At 74.2% G+C, this 16,680-nt stretch carries 16 protein-coding genes and 1 pseudogene; 7 read left to right on the top strand and 10 right to left on the bottom strand.

Annotation, left to right across the window (positions count from 1 at the left end):
- Nucleotides 1-77: 77 nt before the first annotated feature.
- Both ACFSHS_RS05935 and ACFSHS_RS05930 read right to left on the bottom strand, forming a co-directional pair.
- Entirely contained in the window at nt 78-410 is a 333-nt protein-coding gene (locus ACFSHS_RS05935) for a putative quinol monooxygenase (RefSeq protein ID WP_376873023.1), read from the bottom strand.
- A gap of 71 nt (nt 411-481) precedes the next feature.
- Complete coding sequence (locus ACFSHS_RS05930; RefSeq protein WP_376873021.1) at nt 482-850, bottom strand: zinc-binding dehydrogenase; 369 nt, start codon at nt 848-850, stop codon at nt 482-484.
- Between the two features lie 177 nt (nt 851-1,027).
- Here ACFSHS_RS05930 and ACFSHS_RS05925 point away from each other — a divergent pair, with 177 nt between their 5' ends.
- The gene (locus tag ACFSHS_RS05925; protein ID WP_376873019.1) at nt 1,028-2,272 is read left to right on the top strand and encodes an MFS transporter; all 1,245 of its coding nucleotides are present in this window, start codon (nt 1,028-1,030) and stop codon (nt 2,270-2,272) included.
- Nucleotide 2,273: 1 nt separating this feature from the next.
- On the opposite strand, the gene ACFSHS_RS05920 is transcribed toward ACFSHS_RS05925, so the two are convergent.
- The 4 genes from ACFSHS_RS05920 to ACFSHS_RS05905 form a co-directional block, all read right to left on the bottom strand.
- On the bottom strand, nt 2,274-3,650 hold the full coding sequence (locus ACFSHS_RS05920) for an FAD-dependent oxidoreductase (protein WP_376873017.1): 1,377 nt from the start codon (nt 3,648-3,650) through the stop codon (nt 2,274-2,276).
- A 29-nt stretch (nt 3,651-3,679) separates the two neighbouring features.
- On the bottom strand, nt 3,680-4,066 hold the full coding sequence (locus ACFSHS_RS05915; RefSeq protein ID WP_376873014.1) for an ATP-grasp fold amidoligase family protein: 387 nt from the start codon (nt 4,064-4,066) through the stop codon (nt 3,680-3,682).
- A gap of 322 nt (nt 4,067-4,388) precedes the next feature.
- Nucleotides 4,389-4,754, bottom strand: coding sequence for a hypothetical protein (locus ACFSHS_RS05910; RefSeq protein WP_376873011.1), 366 nt, complete (start codon nt 4,752-4,754; stop codon nt 4,389-4,391).
- Nucleotides 4,755-5,097: 343 nt separating this feature from the next.
- Nucleotides 5,098-6,750 (bottom strand): RecQ family ATP-dependent DNA helicase, encoded by a 1,653-nt coding sequence (locus ACFSHS_RS05905; RefSeq protein WP_376873008.1) that lies wholly within the window; start codon nt 6,748-6,750, stop codon nt 5,098-5,100.
- A gap of 187 nt (nt 6,751-6,937) precedes the next feature.
- On the opposite strand from ACFSHS_RS05905, the gene ACFSHS_RS05900 reads away from it, so the two are divergent.
- From ACFSHS_RS05900 to ACFSHS_RS05890, 3 genes and pseudogenes are all read left to right on the top strand, one after another.
- Nucleotides 6,938-7,138 carry a hypothetical protein gene (locus ACFSHS_RS05900; RefSeq protein WP_376873005.1) on the top strand — a complete coding sequence of 67 codons (201 nt, stop codon included), beginning with the start codon at nt 6,938-6,940 and terminating at the stop codon, nt 7,136-7,138.
- Nucleotides 7,139-7,159: 21 nt separating this feature from the next.
- Nucleotides 7,160-7,393 (top strand): annotated as a pseudogene (locus ACFSHS_RS05895) (OsmC family protein); the annotation flags it as partial.
- 333 nt (nt 7,394-7,726) lie between these two features.
- Nucleotides 7,727-9,196: an MFS transporter gene (locus tag ACFSHS_RS05890; protein WP_376873002.1), complete on the top strand. Its 1,470-nt coding sequence runs from the start codon at nt 7,727-7,729 to the stop codon at nt 9,194-9,196.
- Here the strand turns inward: ACFSHS_RS05890 and ACFSHS_RS05885 are convergent.
- The 3 genes from ACFSHS_RS05885 to ACFSHS_RS05875 form a co-directional block, all read right to left on the bottom strand.
- On the bottom strand, nt 9,175-10,047 hold the full coding sequence (locus ACFSHS_RS05885) for an alpha/beta fold hydrolase (RefSeq protein WP_376872999.1): 873 nt from the start codon (nt 10,045-10,047) through the stop codon (nt 9,175-9,177). The genes ACFSHS_RS05890 and ACFSHS_RS05885 overlap by 22 nt on opposite strands.
- A 73-nt stretch (nt 10,048-10,120) precedes the next feature.
- On the bottom strand, nt 10,121-11,767 hold the full coding sequence (locus ACFSHS_RS05880) for a thiamine pyrophosphate-binding protein (RefSeq protein ID WP_376872996.1): 1,647 nt from the start codon (nt 11,765-11,767) through the stop codon (nt 10,121-10,123).
- Complete coding sequence (locus ACFSHS_RS05875; RefSeq protein ID WP_376872993.1) at nt 11,764-12,540, bottom strand: cyclase family protein; 777 nt, start codon at nt 12,538-12,540, stop codon at nt 11,764-11,766. Before ACFSHS_RS05875 ends, ACFSHS_RS05880 begins: the two co-directional genes overlap by 4 nt.
- A gap of 202 nt (nt 12,541-12,742) precedes the next feature.
- Here ACFSHS_RS05875 and ACFSHS_RS05870 point away from each other — a divergent pair, with 202 nt between their 5' ends.
- From ACFSHS_RS05870 to ACFSHS_RS05860, 3 genes are all read left to right on the top strand, one after another.
- Nucleotides 12,743-13,687 carry an alpha/beta hydrolase gene (locus tag ACFSHS_RS05870; RefSeq protein ID WP_376872990.1) on the top strand — a complete coding sequence of 315 codons (945 nt, stop codon included), beginning with the start codon at nt 12,743-12,745 and terminating at the stop codon, nt 13,685-13,687.
- 95 nt (nt 13,688-13,782) lie between these two features.
- Nucleotides 13,783-15,390: a flavin-containing monooxygenase gene (locus tag ACFSHS_RS05865; RefSeq protein ID WP_376872988.1), complete on the top strand. Its 1,608-nt coding sequence runs from the start codon at nt 13,783-13,785 to the stop codon at nt 15,388-15,390.
- Nucleotides 15,391-15,469: 79 nt separating this feature from the next.
- The gene (locus ACFSHS_RS05860; protein ID WP_376872986.1) at nt 15,470-16,153 is read left to right on the top strand and encodes a GntR family transcriptional regulator; all 684 of its coding nucleotides are present in this window, start codon (nt 15,470-15,472) and stop codon (nt 16,151-16,153) included.
- 276 nt (nt 16,154-16,429) lie between these two features.
- On the opposite strand, the gene ACFSHS_RS05855 is transcribed toward ACFSHS_RS05860, so the two are convergent.
- A complete protein-coding gene (locus ACFSHS_RS05855; protein WP_376872984.1) occupies nt 16,430-16,591 on the bottom strand; it encodes a hypothetical protein in 162 nt (53 codons plus the stop codon).
- Between the last annotated feature and the right edge of the window lie 89 nt (nt 16,592-16,680).

Here is a 16,680-nt window from a genome sequence, read left to right as displayed (position 1 = left end):
TCGCACGGGGACCGGACGCGCCTGCCCGGGCCCGTCCGCACCGGAGACGGGCCCGGGATCGCCGGGTGTGGAGTCCGTCAGCCGGCGCGGTCGACCCGCAGCTCCCCCAGCTCCGACCAGTCGTCCTGCGGCACCGTGAAGTTGACGATCCGCGGCGTCTCCTGAAGGTGGGGCGGCAGGTCCTTCTGGGCGGCGTGGAAGTGCTCCGAGGTGACGTGCGCGCGGGCGGCGTCGTCGTCCCGGAACGCCTCGACGAGCACGTACTCGTTCGGGTCGTCCAGGCTGCGCGACCAGTCGAACCACAGGCAGCCCGGCTCGGCGCGGGTCGCCTCGGTGAAGGCCTTGCTGATCTGCGGCCAGGACTCGGCGTCCTCGGGCAGCACCCGGAACTTGGCGGTGATGAAGATCATCTGGTTCCTTCCTCTCGATCGGCCCCGTCCAGAGGCTCGCCGCGAGCTCGCGAGCGGCGAGGGGGACGGGGTCATTGTTCAGGGGACGACGACGGCGCGGCCGCGGACCCGACCGGCATCGTCCGGATGCCCTCCGACGTCGACCCGTTCTCCCCGACGAAGTCGATGACCTGCTCGGCGCCCTTCCCCCCGGTCAGTTCCAGGACCCGATCCACGTGCCCGCCGTCGGCCGCGGCACCGTGGTGGGCGCCGATCGACTCCGCGAGCTTCACGGCCTGAGGGTTCCGGTCGACGACGACGATCTCCGCTGGGGACAGGGCGGCCAGCACTTGGATGCCGATGTGCCCGAGCCCGCCGGCGCCGATCATCACGCGGCGGTCCCCCGGCCGGAGCCTGCGCGCCGCCTTGGCGGCGGCGTGGTACACCGTCGGGCCGGGCATCGGCCAGGGCCGTCACGTCCGACGGGTCGAGCCGGTCGTCGATCCGGACGACGCTGCGCGACGCCTTTGAGGGACGTCGTGAGGTACTCGGCGTAGCCGCCGTCGGTGCTGATGCCCGAGAAGGCGCAGTCCTCGACCTGCCGGGCTGATCCGGGTCGCCGGCCGCCTCCCGCCTGCGTGCGAGTATCCGTCCTCGTGCGGGGAGCGGGACGGAGTGAGCTGCCGCGCGAGGTCCGGGTCCTCGCCGTCATCGCGTTCGTGGTCGCGCTCGGCTTCGGGATCGTGGCCCCGGCCATCCCCGTCTTCGCCTCGTCCTTCGGCGTGGGGAACACCGCCGTCGGGCTGGCCGTGAGCGCCTTCGCCTTCTTCCGGTTCGTCTCCGCCTTCAGCGGCGGTTCGCTGGTCGAGCGGTTCGGCGAGCGCACCGTCCTGACCGCCGGGCTGTTGATCGTCGCGGTGACCACGGGGCTGGCCGGGCTGGCGAACTCCTTCCCGGTCTTCCTGGGCCTGCGCGCGGCCGGGGGCGTCGGCAGCGCGATGTTCACCGTCTCGGCGCTCTCCCTGCTCCTGCGGGCCGCGCCGCCGACGCACCGGGGCCGGGCGGCCGCCACCTGGCAGGGCGGCTTCATGCTCGGCGGGGTGGCCGGGCCCGCGGCGGGCGGCCTGCTGGCCGAGCTGTCCCCGCGGCTGCCCTTCCTGCTCTACGCCGGGTTCCTCGTGGTCGCCAGCGGCGTCGCGCTCGTGCTGCTGCGGCCCGTCCCGGCGTCGGGGTCGGCGGCGGGTGCGGCGGCCGCCGCCGCACCCGACCTGGGCGCGGACGGGGTCGGATTGCGCCGCGCCCTGCGCTCACGGGCCTACCTCGCCGCGCTGGTCGCCAACCTCGGGGTCGGCTGGGTGCTGTTCGGCGTGCGCAACTCCCTGGTCCCGCTCTACGTCACCGAGGAACTGGGCCGCACGGTCGCGTGGGCGGGCGCGGGCCTGCTCGCGGGCTCGGCCGCCCAGGCGCTCGGGTTGCTGCGGTCGGGCCGGCTGACCGACACCTGGGGCCGCCGTCCCTCCCTGGTGCTCGGCGCCGCACTCGCGACCGGCGCCATGGCGGTGCTCGTGCTGCCGCCTGCGCTCTGGGCGTTCCTCGTGTCGATGGCCGTCTACGGCCTCGCCGCCTCCCTGCTCGGAAGCGTGCCGGCCGCCCTCGTCGGCGACGTCAGCCCGGCGCGCGGCGGGCGGGTGGTGGCGGTGTTCCAGATGTCGGCCGACCTGGGGGCGATCGCCGGCCCGCTGATCGCCGGCTGGCTCACCGACGTGGCGTCGTTCCAGGCGGCGTTCGCCGTCACCACCGCCGTGACCGCCGCGGCGCTGGCCGCCGCGCTGTGCCTGCCCCGGGACGCCCGCCGCCCGGTGGCACCGGCACCTCCCCGCTGAGCTACAGCTTCCGGACGTCGGCCTCCACGGCCTCGAACGCCTTGCGGGCCGCGATGAGCACCGGGTCCCACACCGGCGCGAACGGCGGCGCGTACGACAGGTCCAGCGACAGGATCTCGTCGACGCCCATCTCGTTCCAGATGCAGATGGCCAGCGCGTCGATGCGCTTGGCGGCCCCCTCCCGCCCGACGATCTGCGCGCCGAGCAGCCGTCCGCTGCGGCGCTCGGCGATCATCTTCACCCGGATCGGGCTGGCGCCCGGGAAGTAGCCGGCCTTGGTGGTGGAGTCCACCCACGCGGTGACGAAGGAGTACCCGGCCGCCTCCGCCTCGGTGCTGGACAGCCCGGTGCGGGCGGCCTCCCAGTCGCAGATCTTGGTGATCGCCGTGCCGATCACCCCGGGGAAGGTCGCGTACCCGCCGCCGATGTTGATCCCGGCCACCCGGCCCTGCTTGTTGGCGTGCGTGCCCAGCGCCACCACGACCCGCTGACCGGAGAGCCGGTGCCACGACTCGACGCAGTCGCCGGCGGCCCAGACCCCGTCGATCCCGGTGCGCATGCGGGCGTCCACCGCCACACCCCCGGAGGTCCCGATCGGGATCCCGGCCTCGCGCGCCAGCTGCACGTTCGGCCGCACGCCCAGGCCCAGCACCACCAGGTCGGCCGGCAGCTCCCGCCCGCTCGCGGTGACCACCGCGCATGCGCGGCCGTCGGACCCGACCTCGATCGCCGCCACCCCGTCGGAGAGGACCAGCTCGATGCCCTCGGCGCGCACCGCGTCGGCGATGGTCGCGCCGACGTCGGGATCGAAGGTGCCCACCGGGGTGGCCGAGAGGTCGACGACCGTGACCTCCAGTCCGCGCACCCGGCAGGCCTCGGCGATCTCCAGCCCGATGTAGCCGCCGCCCACGACGACCACCCTGCGCACCGAACCGTCGTCCAACTCCGTCCGCAGCGCGGCGCCGTCGTCGAGCACCTGGACGCCGTAGACGCCGGCCGCGTCGATGCCGGGCACCGGCGGGCGCATCGGCACGCTGCCGGTCGCGTACACGAGGTCGTCGAAGGGCTCGGTGCCCTCGCCGCCGTCCTCCAGGCCCCGCCACCGGACGACGCGGCGATCCAGGTCGATGCCGACGACCTCGGTGCGCATCCGGACGTCGATCCCCGCCGCCCGGTGCTGGGCGGGGGTGCGCGCGACCAGGGACGACTCCGTCTCGACGGCCCCGCTGATCCAGTACGGGATCCCGCACGCCGAGTAGGACGTCGCCCGGCCCCGCTCGAACATGACCACGTCGAGATCCGGCTGCCGCTTCTTCGCCTGTGAGGCGGCGCTGCCGCCGGCCGCGTCACCGCCGATCACCACCACGCGCCTGCCCACCGCCAGGACGCTAGAGGACGACGCCGATCTCAGCGCGGCCGGACGTCCTCCAGCGGCGGCAGGACCCAGGCGGCTCCCAGTTCCCGGTCGAGGCCGGGGTCGAACGGGTCGAGCCCCCCACCGGGACAGGGGGTCGGCTCGCCGAACCACACGGCGCCGTCGACGTCGTACAGATCGACCCGGATGAAGTCGAACTCCCGGCCCAGCACCTCGGCGACCGCCGTCCTCGCGGGCAGGGCCGCCGGTGAAGGGCGTTCGACTGCCTGGACGCTACCCGTTACGGCAGCTGGGGTTCCCGTGCGGGCCCCGGCCGGCGGTCGAGCGCCTCCTGGCCCTGCAGCGGGAGATCGGTGGCCGGCTCTCCTACCGGGGCATGCTGTCGCGGCCGGCGCTTTCCGAGGTGCTCGACGCGGCATCCGTCGCCGTGATCCCCGACGTCGCGAGCCGGGCGGTCGGCCAGTCGTCGATGAAGGCCTACGCCTACTCCTGCCGCGGCGTGCTCGTGCTCGCGACGGCGGGCCACCTGGAGCACTCCGCTGAGCTCCCCCGCACACCTCCCTGGTCACGGGGGCCGCGGAGATGGCGGCGGCGACGGTGGCGGCGGCCGACGAGCCGGCGGGCCCCGCGGCCGACCGGATCGCCTGGGCGCCGCACGGACCTGGACCCGCCGGACCGACGACTGCCTGCGGGCGGCAGCGGGACCGGCGACGTGCGCGTGACCGCGGTCGGTACGGCGCCTCACGCCCCCGGACGGGACCGCGCCCAGGCCAGTACCCAGCCCGCCTCGAGGACGGCGTCGGCCAGGTAGACCCGGCTGATCCGGTGCGGGACCCCGTAGACGACATCGACCACTCCCAGCGTCAGCGCCGTCCCCAGCCCGATCCGCCGGGCCGTGGCGACGCCCTCCACCGACGGGCCCGCCCGCCACTGGGCCACCCCGTTGGCCACCATGAGCCCCGCAACCGTGCGCACCAGCCAGCGGTCCACCTTCGGCCCGGTGACCGCCTCGAAGCTGCGCAGGTGCAGCAGCGGCCACAGCCCGCCGGCGACGTTGAAGATGCCGTGCGCCCGGGCCAGCCGGGCTCCTGCGGATCGGACCGGCATGACGCCCTCCTCGGTTCCCCAGCCGGCGGACGTTCCAGTGGGCCGCGCACCTGCTCCGACCGGGTGCGCTCGTCGTACTCGCCTGCGCCGGCGTGAACGCGACGGCCACCACCGGGGCGGCCGCCCGGGCCTCCCCTGCCGCCCCGACGTGCTGCATGGCCAGGTCGGCCCGCGCCCGCCAGGCGACCACGGTGCCGGTGCCCGGTTCGTCGCCCACCGTGGCGATGACCTCGGCGAAACCGATCGACCCGGCGACGAGGACACGCACGCCGCCCACCTTTTCAACACCCGGGCCCCGCCGCGCGGCAGGCCGTCCCGGCGGACGTATGGGGACGGCCGCTGATCAGCCGCGAGGACCGTCGGCCGTGAGCAGCTGCCGTGACTCGACGGCGGCCAGGGCGAGGGTCTTGTAGCCGACCTCGTCGAACAGCACGGTCAGCCGGTCGGGTTCGACCGACATGACCACACCGTGACCCCACTCGCCGTGCTGCACCGCGCTGTTGACGGGGAACGCCGTGTCCTCGTCCGGGTGTTCCTGCGCGGTCCCCGCTTCGCAGGTGTCGCAGTTGCCGCACGGACGGGGCAGCTGCTGGCCGAAGTAGCCGAGGAGGAACTGCCGTCGGCAGCCGGTGGTCTCGGCGTAGCCCCGCATCATCTCGATGCGGGACCGCGTGAGCCGCTGGTGGGTCTCGGCGACCTCGACGGCATCCTGGACCGCCTCCTCCGTGGGCCGGTCGGGGTCCAGGTACTCCAGCCGCCCGTCGTCCGTGGTGCCCACCGCCCCGGCCTGCTCCAGGAGGTTCACCGCCCGGGTGCGCTTCGCCGCCGAGACGTCGACCTCCTCGGCCAGTTGCCCGACCTGGATTGGCTCGTCCCGTTCCTCCAGCGCGTCCGCCACGTCCTCGAGGGCGTCCTCGGGCGCGCGGCTGGCGGTGAGGAAGGTCTGCAGGTGCAGGTCCTCGGGCCGGTAGAACAGGGTGATCGCCGCCGGCCCGCCGTCCCGCCCGGCGCGGCCGATCTGCTGGTAGTAGGTGTCCAGGGAGTCGACGGCCGAGGCGTGCACCACGAACCGCACGTCCGGCTTGTCGATCCCCATCCCGAAGGCCGAGGTCGCGACGACGACGTCGACCTCGTCGGCGAGGAACTGCTCGTGGACGCGCTGCCGGTGGGCTGCCTTCATCCCGGCGTGGTACGCGGCGACCCGGACACCGATCTGCGCCAGCTCGTCGGCGTAGTACTCGGCGTCCTTGCGGCTGGTGACGTAGACCAGCCCTCCGCGGGTCGCCGGGTCGGCCATCAGGGCGCCCACGCGCACCACCACCGCGGATCCCTTGCGCCGGTCGTCGCTCTCCCGCTCCACCGCCAGGTGCAGGTTCGGGCGGTCGAAGCTGGCGATCACCTCGACCGGGTCGCGCAGCCCGAGCCGGGCCAGGATGTCCTGGCGCACCGGGAGCCCCGCCGTGGCCGTCAGGGCGAGGACCGGAGGATGGCCCAGCCGCTCGATCACCGGGCCGAGCCGGAGGTAGTCCGGCCGGAAGTCGTGACCCCACGCCGAGACGCAGTGCGCCTCGTCGACGACGAAGAAGCCGACCCCCAGCCCGGCCAGCTCCTCGACGACGTCGTCCTTGGCCAGCTGCTCCGGCGACAGGAAGAGGTACTCGGCGTCGCCCTCGCGCACGGCCTGCCACGACTCCCGCCGCTGTCCCGCCCGCTGGCCGGAGTTCACTGCGACCGCGTCCGGCGCCGCGGAGTCCTCCAGGCCTTCGACCTGGTCCTGCTGCAGGGCCAGCAGCGGGGACACGACCAGCGTCGGGCCGTCGAGCAGTAGTGCCGGGACCTGGTAGATGGCCGACTTCCCCGCCCCCGTCGGCAGGACGGCCAGCACGTCGTGGCCGGCCATCACCGCCTCCATGGCCTCCAGCTGGTCGGGACGCAGCTCCGCCCAGCCGAAGGTGTCGCGGGCCACCTGCTGCAGCTCGTGCGTCCGGTCCGCCATCGTCGGCCGGTACCCGAGGAGGTCGGCGCTACCCGCCGCGCGGGGTGTCGGTGGCCGGTGCGGGCGCCCATCGCCCGGCGGCTCGGGAAGTCGATCGCCTGAGCCGACCGGGGTGCCGCGCCCGCGTGGTGCCGACCCGGACCAGGTGCCACCCTGAGGACCCGGCGAACGACCGCAGGAGGAGCCGATGGCCGAGATCGCCTACGTCTCGGAGGTGCGCGTCGAGCGCCTGGGCGGACCGCTCCGCGCGGCGTACCTGCCGGGCGAGGAGGAACCGACCGTCTACGGCATGCACGGAGCCATCGCCGAGCACTACGGGATGGAGCCGGGTTCGGCGCCGAGCCACGCCAGCACGATCGACCACGTGGTCGGGGCCGCGCTCGGTTAGCTCACCGGGACGTTCGCCGGGGCCCTCAGGGCCCGGCGGATCGATCCGACCGGTCTGGTCGGACACGCCCGCGGAGAGGTCGAGCTGGAGGACAAGGTGCTGGTGCTCAAGCGCATCGAGGTCACCTACACCGGCCTGGAATTCGACGAGGCGGACGCCGCGAAGGTCCAGCGGGCGCTGGCCGTCCACGCCGACGGCTGCCCGGTGGCCCGGAGCCTGAAGGGGGCCATCCAGATCACCACGCGGCTGGGCTGACCCGCCGTAACCCGCTCCGGCGACGGTCACGGGCGGGTGCCGAACGACGCGGGCCCGGCGAGCTCGGGGAGCACCCGGTAGGCGTCGGCGACCCACTCGCACAGCAGGGCGCGGCTGTCCCGCGGGTCGATCAGGTCCTGGACGCCGAACCGTTCCGCCGTCCGGAAGGGCGAGGTGACCGCAGCCAGCTGGGCACGCAGCCGGGCGAGCTCCCGCGCCGGGTCGGCGTCACGTGACCCCGATCATGTCGCCCCACGGCCGCCCTGGCCGACGGAGGTCGGCTGCGGCCGGGATCACTGCTTGCGACATGCAACGGGCTGGGACGCTGGGAGCATGGCGGTTCCCGCATCGCCCCGCGCCCTCGTCCCCGTGCTGATCTTCGTGGGCACCGTGGTGGCGGTCATCAGCAGCCTCGGCGCGCCGCTGGTCCCGGCGATCGCGGACAGCCTGGGGGCGTCGCTGCCGGGGGCACAGTGGTCGCTCACCGTCACGCTGCTGGTCGGCGCGGTGGCCACCCCGGTGATCGGGCGACTCGGCGACGGTCCGCACCGGCGCGGCGTCATCCTGGCCGTGCTCGGTGTGGTCACGCTCGGCGGCGTGCTCGCCGCCCTGCCGCTGGGGCTCGGGTGGCTGATCACCGGCCGGGCCCTGCAGGGGTTCGGGCTGGGGCTGACCCCGCTGGCCATCGCCACCGCGCGGGAGGCCCTGACCGGTGAGCGGTCGCGGTCCACGATCGCGGCACTGTCGGTGACCGTGGTGGCCGGGGTGGGCCTGGGCTATCCCCTGGCCGGGCTGGTCGCCGAGCTCGGCGGTGTGCACGCGGCCTTCTGGGCCGGCGCGGCGGTCAGTGCCGTCGCGCTGGGCGCGTCGGCGGTCGTGCTCCCCCCGCCGTCGGCTCCGGTGAGCCGTCGGCTGGACGTGGTGGGCGCCCTGCTGCTGGGCGCTGGGCTGGCCGGTGTGCTCGTGGCCCTCGGCGCGGCGGAGACCCGGGGCTGGGGGTCGCCCGCACCGTGGGTCCTGGTCGGGGGCTCGGTCGCCGCGCTGGCGGCCTGGGGGGTCTGGGAGCTGCGGACGGCGTCGCCCCTGGTCGACCTGCGGCTCGCCCGGGGCCGCGTGGCGCTGTCGGCCCACTCGGCCGCCCTGCTCGTCGGCCTGTCCAACTACCTGCTGCTCGCGTCGGTACCCGTCCTGGCGCAGGCGCCGGCGTCGTCCGGGTCGGGGTTCGGCGCCTCGATCGTCGTGGCGGGTCTGGTGCTTCTCCCGTTCTCGGCGGCGAGCGTCGTCGGCGGGCGGCTGGCCCGCGCCCTGGCCGACCGGGCCGGCCGGCAGGCGGTGCTGCCGGCCGCCGCCCTGGTGCAGAGCGGTGCCTTCGTGCTGTTCGGCCTGGCCCGGACGGACCTGTGGCAGCTCTTCGCGCTCATGGCGGTGGCCGGGCTGGGTGTCGGCGCGGCGTTCGCCGCCTTCCCGGCGCTGGTCGTCTCCGCCGTCCCGGCCTCGGAGACGGGCAGCGCCATGAGCCTCAACCAGGTCCTGCGGTACGTGGGCTTCGCCCTGGGCAGCGCCCTGACCGGCACGGTGCTCGCGGCCGCCACTCCCACGGCCGGCGGAGCACCGTCGGGCGAGGGGTACACCACGATCGCGGCGATCGGGTTCGCCACCTGCATCGCGACCGCCCTCGTCGCGTGGCTCGTGGCCGGGCGGCGCCCGGCAGCGTCCCCCCGCGACGAGCACCTCGCTCCGGGGGCCGCGGGTCAGGGGCACGCGGGTCAGGGGCCCGCGGGTCAGAAGCGCAGTGCCGCGTAGACCTCCTGCGCGTGGTCGAACACCAGGAAGTGGCCCTCCCCCGGGAACCAGTGCACCGCGCAGTCCGGGAGCATCGCGCCGAGCACCTGCCCGAAGGCCGCCGGCACCTGCCAGTCCTGCGTGCCGTGCCAGACGTGCACCCGCTGCCGGACGGCGGACAGCGGGAATCCCCACGGGCGGAACAACAGGGCGCGGTCCTCGGCGAGGGCCGCCGGGCCGTTCCGCAGCCCCTCGGTGAAGGTCTCGGTGAGGATCCGCCGCACCGCGGGCCGGCCGATCACCCGCCGGTCGGCCGCGTTGAGCCGCAGCTGCAGGTAGCGCGGGATGGCCGCCGGCCGCATCGCGACCGGCGCGAACACCGGTCGCAGCAGCGAGGCGGCCAGCGACGGCCGGTGCACGGTCGCCCGCACCCGCTCGGGCACCCAGCCCGGCCACGGCCACGGGACGTCGGGCGGCGGCGCCCCGCCGAGGATGCCGACGGCACGGACCCGGTCGCCGAAGGTGTACGCGCACGCCAGCGCGTAGGCGGCCCCGCCGGAGAGGCTGAGCGCCGCGAACCGGTCCACGCCCAGGTGGTCGAGCAGCTGTCGCACGTCGCCGGGCCAGTCCATCACCCGGCGGCCGGGCTGCGGATCCGACCGGCCGAAGCCGGGGCGGTCGGGGACGACGAACCGCACGCCCCAGCGCCGGTACGCGCCCGGGTCCTCCACGTGCCGCTCCAGCCGCGAGCTCGGGGAGCCGTGGCAGCCGAGCACCGGCCACCCTTCGGGGTCCCCCCACTCGGCGTAGGCGAGGGTGCGGCCGTCGCGGAGCCGGACCGACCCCTCGCGGGGCACCGATACGTCGTCCATGACCCGTTCCTACCCGGCCCGGCGGAGCCGGACCGGCGCTGCCGCTGCTCGACGCCGACAGCGGCGCGGCCGCTCAGTGGCCGCGGAAGGCCTCCTCCAGCCACCACGACGGTTCCTCGCGCGCGACCTTGGCGTCGATCAGGAGCGGCGCGGTCCGCCGGCCGGCCACCCAGGCGGCCACACCGGCCAGGTCGTCGACACCCCGGACGGTGACCGCCTCGAAGCCGTGCCCACGTGCGATCGCGGCGAAGTCGGTCTCGGGGAACCGCACCGTGCCCAGGTCGTGCCCGCCCGGGCCGAAGTGGTGCACCTCCGCCCCGTAGGCGGCGTCGTCGTAGACGACGACCACCATGGGCAGGCCCAGCCGCACCACGGTCTCCAGCTCGGCGGCACCCATGAGCGCGCCGCCGTCCCCGAGCGCGGCGACCGGAAGACGGTCCGGTCGAGCCAGCGCCGCGCCGATCGCCGTCGCCAGGCCCAGCCCCACCGACTGGAAGGCCTGGGTGAAGCAGAAGCCGTGCTCGTCGGGGACGTCGAGGAACATGCTCGGATAGCCCATGAAGTTGCCGGAGTCCACGGCCACCACCCGCTCGGGCGGGAGCAGGTCGTCCAGGGCGATGGTCAGGGCCCGCGGATCGATGCGGCCCGCTTCCCCGGCGTCCTCGAACGGCACGTCCCGCCACCGGCCCCGCCCGGCGATACGGGTCCGCACCTCCGGCGTCCGGTAGCCGGTGCGCACCTCGCCGAGCCGTGCCGTGGCCGCCTCCGCGACGGTCCGGACGTCCCCCACGACACCGAGGGCGACGTCGCGCTGGGCACCGATCGCGTCCGCCTCCACGTCCACCTGGACGACGACGGCGTCGTCGGCGATCAGCCGCCCGTGCCGCATCGTCCACATGTTCAGGGCGCAGCCCCACCCGACGATCAGGTCCGCGCCGCCGATGAGCTCCGCGGCCAGCGGGGTGGCGAAGCCGCCGGACACGTCGAGGTCCCAGTCGCTGCCTCGGAAGAGCCCCTTGGCGACGGCCGAGGTGGCCAGCAGGGCGCCGCAGCGGTCCGCCAGGTCCTCCAGTGCCGTCCGGCAGCCGGCCCCGCGGGATCCGCGGCCGGCGACGAACACCGGTCGCCGGGCGGTCGTCAGCGCCTGCACCAACCGCTCGACCGCGGCCGGCTCCGGGGGGGCCGCGGCCCGGTTCCCCGGGGCGGGGACCTCGCCGGCGGCTGCCGCCGATGTCTGGACGTCCAGCGGCAGGTTGAGGACGACGACCCGCCGGTCGTCCCTGGCGGTGGCCACCGCCGCGGCGGTCTGCGCGACGGCGTCGGCAGCGGACGCCACCCGGATGGGCACGGCCCCGACCGCCTCGGCGAGCGCGAACTGGTCGACCGAGAAGTTCGACCGGGGCGACGTCGCCTCCGCCGTCACCACCACCAGAGGGGTGCGGCTCTTGGCGGCCTCGGTGATGCCGGTCAGGGCGTTGGTGAGCCCGCAGCCCTGGTGCACGCTCACGGCGGCCACTCGCCCGCTCATGCGGGCATGGGCGTCGGCCATCGTGGCGGCGCCGCCCTCGTGCCGCGCGGCGACGTAGCGGGCGCCGGCGGCCACCATCGCGTTGGTCACCGCGAAGTTCCCGGAGCCGACGACGCCGAACACCACGTCGATCCCCGACCGGACGAGCGCCCGGCCGACGGCGTCGGCGACGGTGTCCCCCGCCGGGCTCACCCGCGGTCGACCAGCGCGAGCACCCGGGACGGCGACCCCGAGCCGGACACGATCGGCAGCGGAGCGGCGACGACCACGGCGCCGGTCGGCGGCAGCGCGGCGAGGTTCTGCAGCTGCGTGAGCCCGTACTTGCCGCTGCCCATGAGGGCGGCGTGGCACGGGAACGGCGGGTCGAAGGAGTGCGCGGCGCCGGCGTCGGTCCCCACCGTCTCCACGCCCAGGCCGATCACCGGCGACTCCTCGGCCAGCCACCGGGCGCACGCCGGTGACAGCCCGGGGGTGTGCGGGCCGGACTCGTCGGCGTTGAGGAAGTCCTGCTGGGAGTCCGACCGGGCGTCCCAGCCCGTGCGGTACAGCAGCCAGCCACCCTCGGGGAGCGGGCCGTGCGCCTTCTCCCACTCGCGGACGTGCTGGATCTCCAGCAGGAAGTCGGGGTCCGCGGCGGCCTGCGCGGAGAAGTCGAGGACGGCGGCCGGGGCGATCAGCCGCCGCGCGGGCACCGACGCCACGTCGTCGCCGTCCCGGCCGGTGAGCCAGTGGTTGGGCGCGTCGAAGTGGGTGCCCGTGTGCTCGCCCGTCCGGAAGTTGTTCCAGTACCAGGCCGGGCCCCGGTCGTCGTAGCGGCTGAGCTCCTCGAGCTCGAAGGGGGCGGTCTGGGCGAACTGCGGGGGCAGCTGGATGACCGGCGTCCCCGAGGAAAGCGGCGCGGTGAGGTCGACGACCTCGATCCGGCCGGTGGCCAGGGCCTCGGCGAACGCTGCGAGAGCCGACATCTGGGTCCCTTCCGACGGGCGACGACGGCCGTCAGCCAACCACGTCCGGCCCGGCGCGCCGGAGTCGGCGCCAGCAGCGACGGAAACCTCCGCGGATCCCGCCGGGACCCGTTGACACTGCAGGATGCATTCTGCAGTGTGGCCGGCATCACAGGCGCTCGACACGACGCCGAGGGCCTACCGCCCACCCCGAGGAGAGCCCATGGCGCTCGACCAGGCAACGTCCGAACTCCTGCAGCAGATGGCCGCCTCCGGCGCGAAGCCCCTGCACGAGATGACCCCGCAGGAGGCACGCGCTTTCGGCGGCATGCTGCGGGACCTCTACGGCCCCGGACCGGAGATGGCCCGGGTGGAGAACATCTCGATCCCCGCACCGCACGGCGACGTCCCGGCCCGGGTGCTCGTCCCGAACGGCGATCCCCGCTCGGTGATCATCTACTACCACGGCGGTGGCTGGGTGATCGGCGCGCTCGACGAGTTCGACACCCTCGGCCGGCAGCTGGCGGAGAAGTCGTCCTCGACGGTGGTCCTGGTCGACTACCGGCTCGCGCCCGAGCACCGTTACCCGGCGGCGGCCGAGGACGCCTACACGGCGCTGGAATGGGTCGCGAAGAACATGGGCGATCTGGCGTACGACGGCGCCCCGCTCGTCGTCATGGGCGACAGCGCCGGCGGCAACCTGGCCGCCATCGTGGCCCAGCGCGCCCGCGAGGGTGGGCCGGACATCGCACTCCAGGTGCTGGTCTACCCGGTCACCGACTGCGACCTGGACAACGCGTCCTACTCCGACCCCGAGAACCAGTTGCTCCTCACCCGCGAGAGCATGATCTGGTTCTGGGACCACTACACGCCCGACGCGTCGTGCCGCACCGCGCCCGACGCCTCCCCCCTGCGTGTGGACGACCTCTCCGGCCTGCCCCCGGCCGTGGTGCTCACCGCCGAGCACGACGTGCTGCGCGACGAGGGTGAGGCGTACGCCGAGAAGCTCGGGGCGGCCGGTGTTCCGGTCGAGCTGCGCCGGCTGGACGGGCAGATGCACGGGTTCTTCACGATGGTCAACGTGCTGCCCGGCGCCGCGGTCGGTCTCGACTACGTGGTCGAGCAGTTGGACCGCCACCTCAGCAGCCGGTCCGCCGCGCCCGCCTGACCTCCCCCTCCCGCCACGTGGCGGACCCCCCAACTCGACGAGAAGTCCCCACCCCTCGAGCGAGCGGACGAGCACGTCCGCCGACAGGAGCTCCCATGTCCGAACCACAGACCGTCGACGCCGTCGTCGTCGGTGCCGGTCTCTCCGGCCTCTACCAGCTCTACCGGCTGCGCGAACTGGGCCTGACGACCCGCGTCCTGGAGACCGCCGCCGACGTCGGCGGGACGTGGTACTGGAACCGGTATCCCGGTGCCCGGTGCGACGTCGAGAGCCTGTCCTACTCCTACTCGTTCTCCCCCGAGCTCGAGCAGGAGTGGACCTGGACCGAGAAGTACCCCACGCAACCGGAGATCCTGAAGTACATCAACCACGTGGCCGACCGGTTCGACCTGCGACGCGACATCACGTTCAACACCCGGGTCACCAGTGCCGCGTACAACGAGGCGACCAAGCGCTGGCTGGTCATCACCGACAGCGGGGACGTGGTCGACGCGCAGTTCCTCATCATGGCCACGGGATGCCTGTCGGCGTCGAAGACGCCCGAGATCCCGGGGCTGGAAAGGTTCCACGGCCGGACGTACCACACCGGGCACTGGCCGCACGAGGGCGTGGACTTCTCGGGCCAGCGGGTCGGCGTCATCGGCACCGGCTCCTCGGGCATCCAGTCCATCCCGATCATCGCCGAGCAGGCCGCCGACCTCACCGTCTTCCAGCGGACACCCAACTTCAGCATGCCGGCCGGCAACCGGCCGCTGTCCGAGGACGAGGTCAGCGAGATGAAGGCCAACTACCGCGCCTGGCGGGAGGCGCAGCGCACCTCCGGTTTCGGGGTCCCCGTCCCGGCGGCGACCAGATCCGCGCTGGAGGTCCCCGAGGACGAGCGCACCGCCGTCTACCAGGACGGGTGGGACAGGGGCAGCCTGGTCGCGATCCTGGCCTCCTACACCGACACGCTCACCGACAAGGCGGCCAACGACACCGCCGCCGAGTTCGTGCGGAACAAGATCCGGGAGACGGTCAAGGATCCCGAGCTGGCCGAGACGCTCTCGCCGCGCAGCTTCCCCTTCGGGACCAAGCGGCCCTGCCTGGACACGGGCTACTACGACACCTTCAACAGGGAGCACGTGCACCTGGTCGACGTGCGCAAGACCCCGCTCGTGGAGGTCACGGAGAAGGGGGTGCGGACCTCGGAGGAGGAGTACGAGTTCGACGCCATCGTCTTCGCCACCGGCTTCGACGCGATGACCGGGGCGCTCACCGCCATCGACATCCGCGGGAAGGGCGGCCTGTCGCTCAAGGAGAAGTGGGGCGAGGGCCCGCGGACCTACCTGGGCCTGTCCATCGCGGGGTTCCCCAACCTGTTCACGATCACCGGCCCGCTCAGCCCGTCGGTGCTCAGCAACATGATCGTGTCGATCGAGCAGCACGTCGACTGGGTCACCGATTGCATCGTCGCGATGCGGGAGCGGGGCATCGCCGAGATCGAGGCGACGACGGAAGCCGAGGACGCCTGGGTCGAGCACGTCGCCGAGGTGGGCGCCTACACGCTCTACCCGACGGCCGACTCCTGGTACATGGGGTCGAACGTGCCCGGCAAGCCGCGGGTGTTCATGGCCTACATCGGCGGCGTCGGCGCGTACCGCCAGCGGTGCGACCAGATCGTGGCGAACGACTACGAGGGGTTCGCGCTGACCCCGGCCTGACCGGGACGCCGGCCGCCTTCGTCAGCCGGACGGTTGACGGAGGCGGTCCGGTCCGGCCGTTTCTGTAGAGTCGCCGCTCATGTCCGGCCCCGGAGGACCCTCCGCGTTCGCCCTGCCACCGACCCGGCGGGAGGCGGTCCTCCGACAGATCCGCGACGAGATCGTGACCGGCGTCCTCCCCGCCGGAACGGTCCTCAAGGACGCCGAGGTCGCCGCCCGCCTGGGCGTCAGCATCACCCCCGTCCGGGAGGCGATCGCCCAGCTCGCCGCCGAGGGGCTGATCGACATCGCCCCGAACCGCACCCGGCGCGTCACCGAGGTGACGCAGAAGAACGCGCTCGAGCTCATCGACGTGATGTCGGTCCTTGCCTGCGCGGGGTTCGAGTGGGGTGTCCCGAACCTGACCGCCTCCCACCTGGAGCGGATGCGGGAGCGCCTGGAGGAGTTCGTCGACAACCTGCGGGCCGGGAACATCACCGCAGCCACCGCAGCCGGGGCCGACTTCAGCACGATCGTCATCCTCGCGAGCGGCAACCGGGAGCTGCAGACCCACGTGGACCTCGTCGTCGCCCGGACGTTGCGGCTGCTGGCCGGCAGTGCCGGCGCGGACATCTGGGAGTTGTGGGTGAGCGGCTACCGCGAGACCCTCGAACTGCTCGAGGCGGGCCGGCCGGCGGACGCGGTCGGGCGCTACCGGCAGATCTACGTGGACTACCGGGCCCGGGTGGAGACCATGCTGTTCCACCCGCCGACCCGGAGCTGACGACAGGCGCCCTCACCCCGCGGGTGGGCCATCCCGCATCGCCCCCGGAGCGGCTGTTGCGGCCGGCGCCGGACCGGCGCGCACGGACGCAGCCCGACGCGCCGGCCTCGACCGGGGCGGCAGCGCCGCCGCCCTGACCGCGGTGGTCATAGGTGACGACGCGGTACTCGCCGGCGGACCGCTCCACCCGGGCGGCGAACACGTCGGCGTCGAAGAACAGGAGCGGCGTGGCGGCGGGTGCCGGGGACCGGAACCGGCCCCCGGCATCCCCGCCGCTCAGCTGCGGTGGTGCACCTCCTGCAGGCCGTAGACCGGCGTCGGGATCCCGGCGTGGCGGGCCTTGAGCTGCAGCGCCAGGTAGAGCGAGTAGTGCCGCGACTGGTGCAGGTGCCGCCCGGCTGAGCACCGCGCTGTTCGCGACGACGACCGCCTGGTCACCGCGCGCGCCGAGGTCTCCCGCCTCCGGCGGGTCGTCGGGGGCCTGGTGAGCACCAACCCCTACCGGCTGGCCGACGGCGTCACGATGA

It is taken from the genome of Blastococcus deserti, from assembly GCF_042682525.1.
GTDB classification, from domain to species: Bacteria; Actinomycetota; Actinomycetes; order Mycobacteriales; family Geodermatophilaceae; genus Blastococcus_B; species Blastococcus_B deserti.
This window is presented reverse-complemented; position numbering and strand designations above follow the sequence as displayed.

Bases quoted from the DNA above. Each gene is read 5' to 3' on its own strand.
- ACFSHS_RS05935 (WP_376873023.1), bottom strand. From the start codon at position 410: ATGATCTTCATCACCGCCAAGTTCCGGGTGCTGCCCGAGGACGCCGAG.
- ACFSHS_RS05905 (WP_376873008.1), bottom strand. From the start codon at position 6,750: ATGGCGGACCGGACGCACGAGCTGCAGCAGGTGGCCCGCGACACCTTC.
- ACFSHS_RS05900 (WP_376873005.1), top strand. From the start codon at position 6,938: ATGGCCGAGATCGCCTACGTCTCGGAGGTGCGCGTCGAGCGCCTGGGC.
- ACFSHS_RS05910 (WP_376873011.1), bottom strand. From the start codon at position 4,754: ATGCCGGTCCGATCCGCAGGAGCCCGGCTGGCCCGGGCGCACGGCATC.
- ACFSHS_RS05865 (WP_376872988.1), top strand. From the start codon at position 13,783: ATGTCCGAACCACAGACCGTCGACGCCGTCGTCGTCGGTGCCGGTCTC.
- ACFSHS_RS05860 (WP_376872986.1), top strand. From the start codon at position 15,470: ATGTCCGGCCCCGGAGGACCCTCCGCGTTCGCCCTGCCACCGACCCGG.
- ACFSHS_RS05930 (WP_376873021.1), bottom strand. From the start codon at position 850: ATGCCCGGCCCGACGGTGTACCACGCCGCCGCCAAGGCGGCGCGCAGG.
- ACFSHS_RS05885 (WP_376872999.1), bottom strand. From the start codon at position 10,047: ATGGACGACGTATCGGTGCCCCGCGAGGGGTCGGTCCGGCTCCGCGAC.
- ACFSHS_RS05875 (WP_376872993.1), bottom strand. From the start codon at position 12,540: ATGTCGGCTCTCGCAGCGTTCGCCGAGGCCCTGGCCACCGGCCGGATC.
- ACFSHS_RS05870 (WP_376872990.1), top strand. From the start codon at position 12,743: ATGGCGCTCGACCAGGCAACGTCCGAACTCCTGCAGCAGATGGCCGCC.
- ACFSHS_RS05890 (WP_376873002.1), top strand. From the start codon at position 7,727: ATGGCGGTTCCCGCATCGCCCCGCGCCCTCGTCCCCGTGCTGATCTTC.
- ACFSHS_RS05915 (WP_376873014.1), bottom strand. From the start codon at position 4,066: ATGCCGCGTCGAGCACCTCGGAAAGCGCCGGCCGCGACAGCATGCCCC.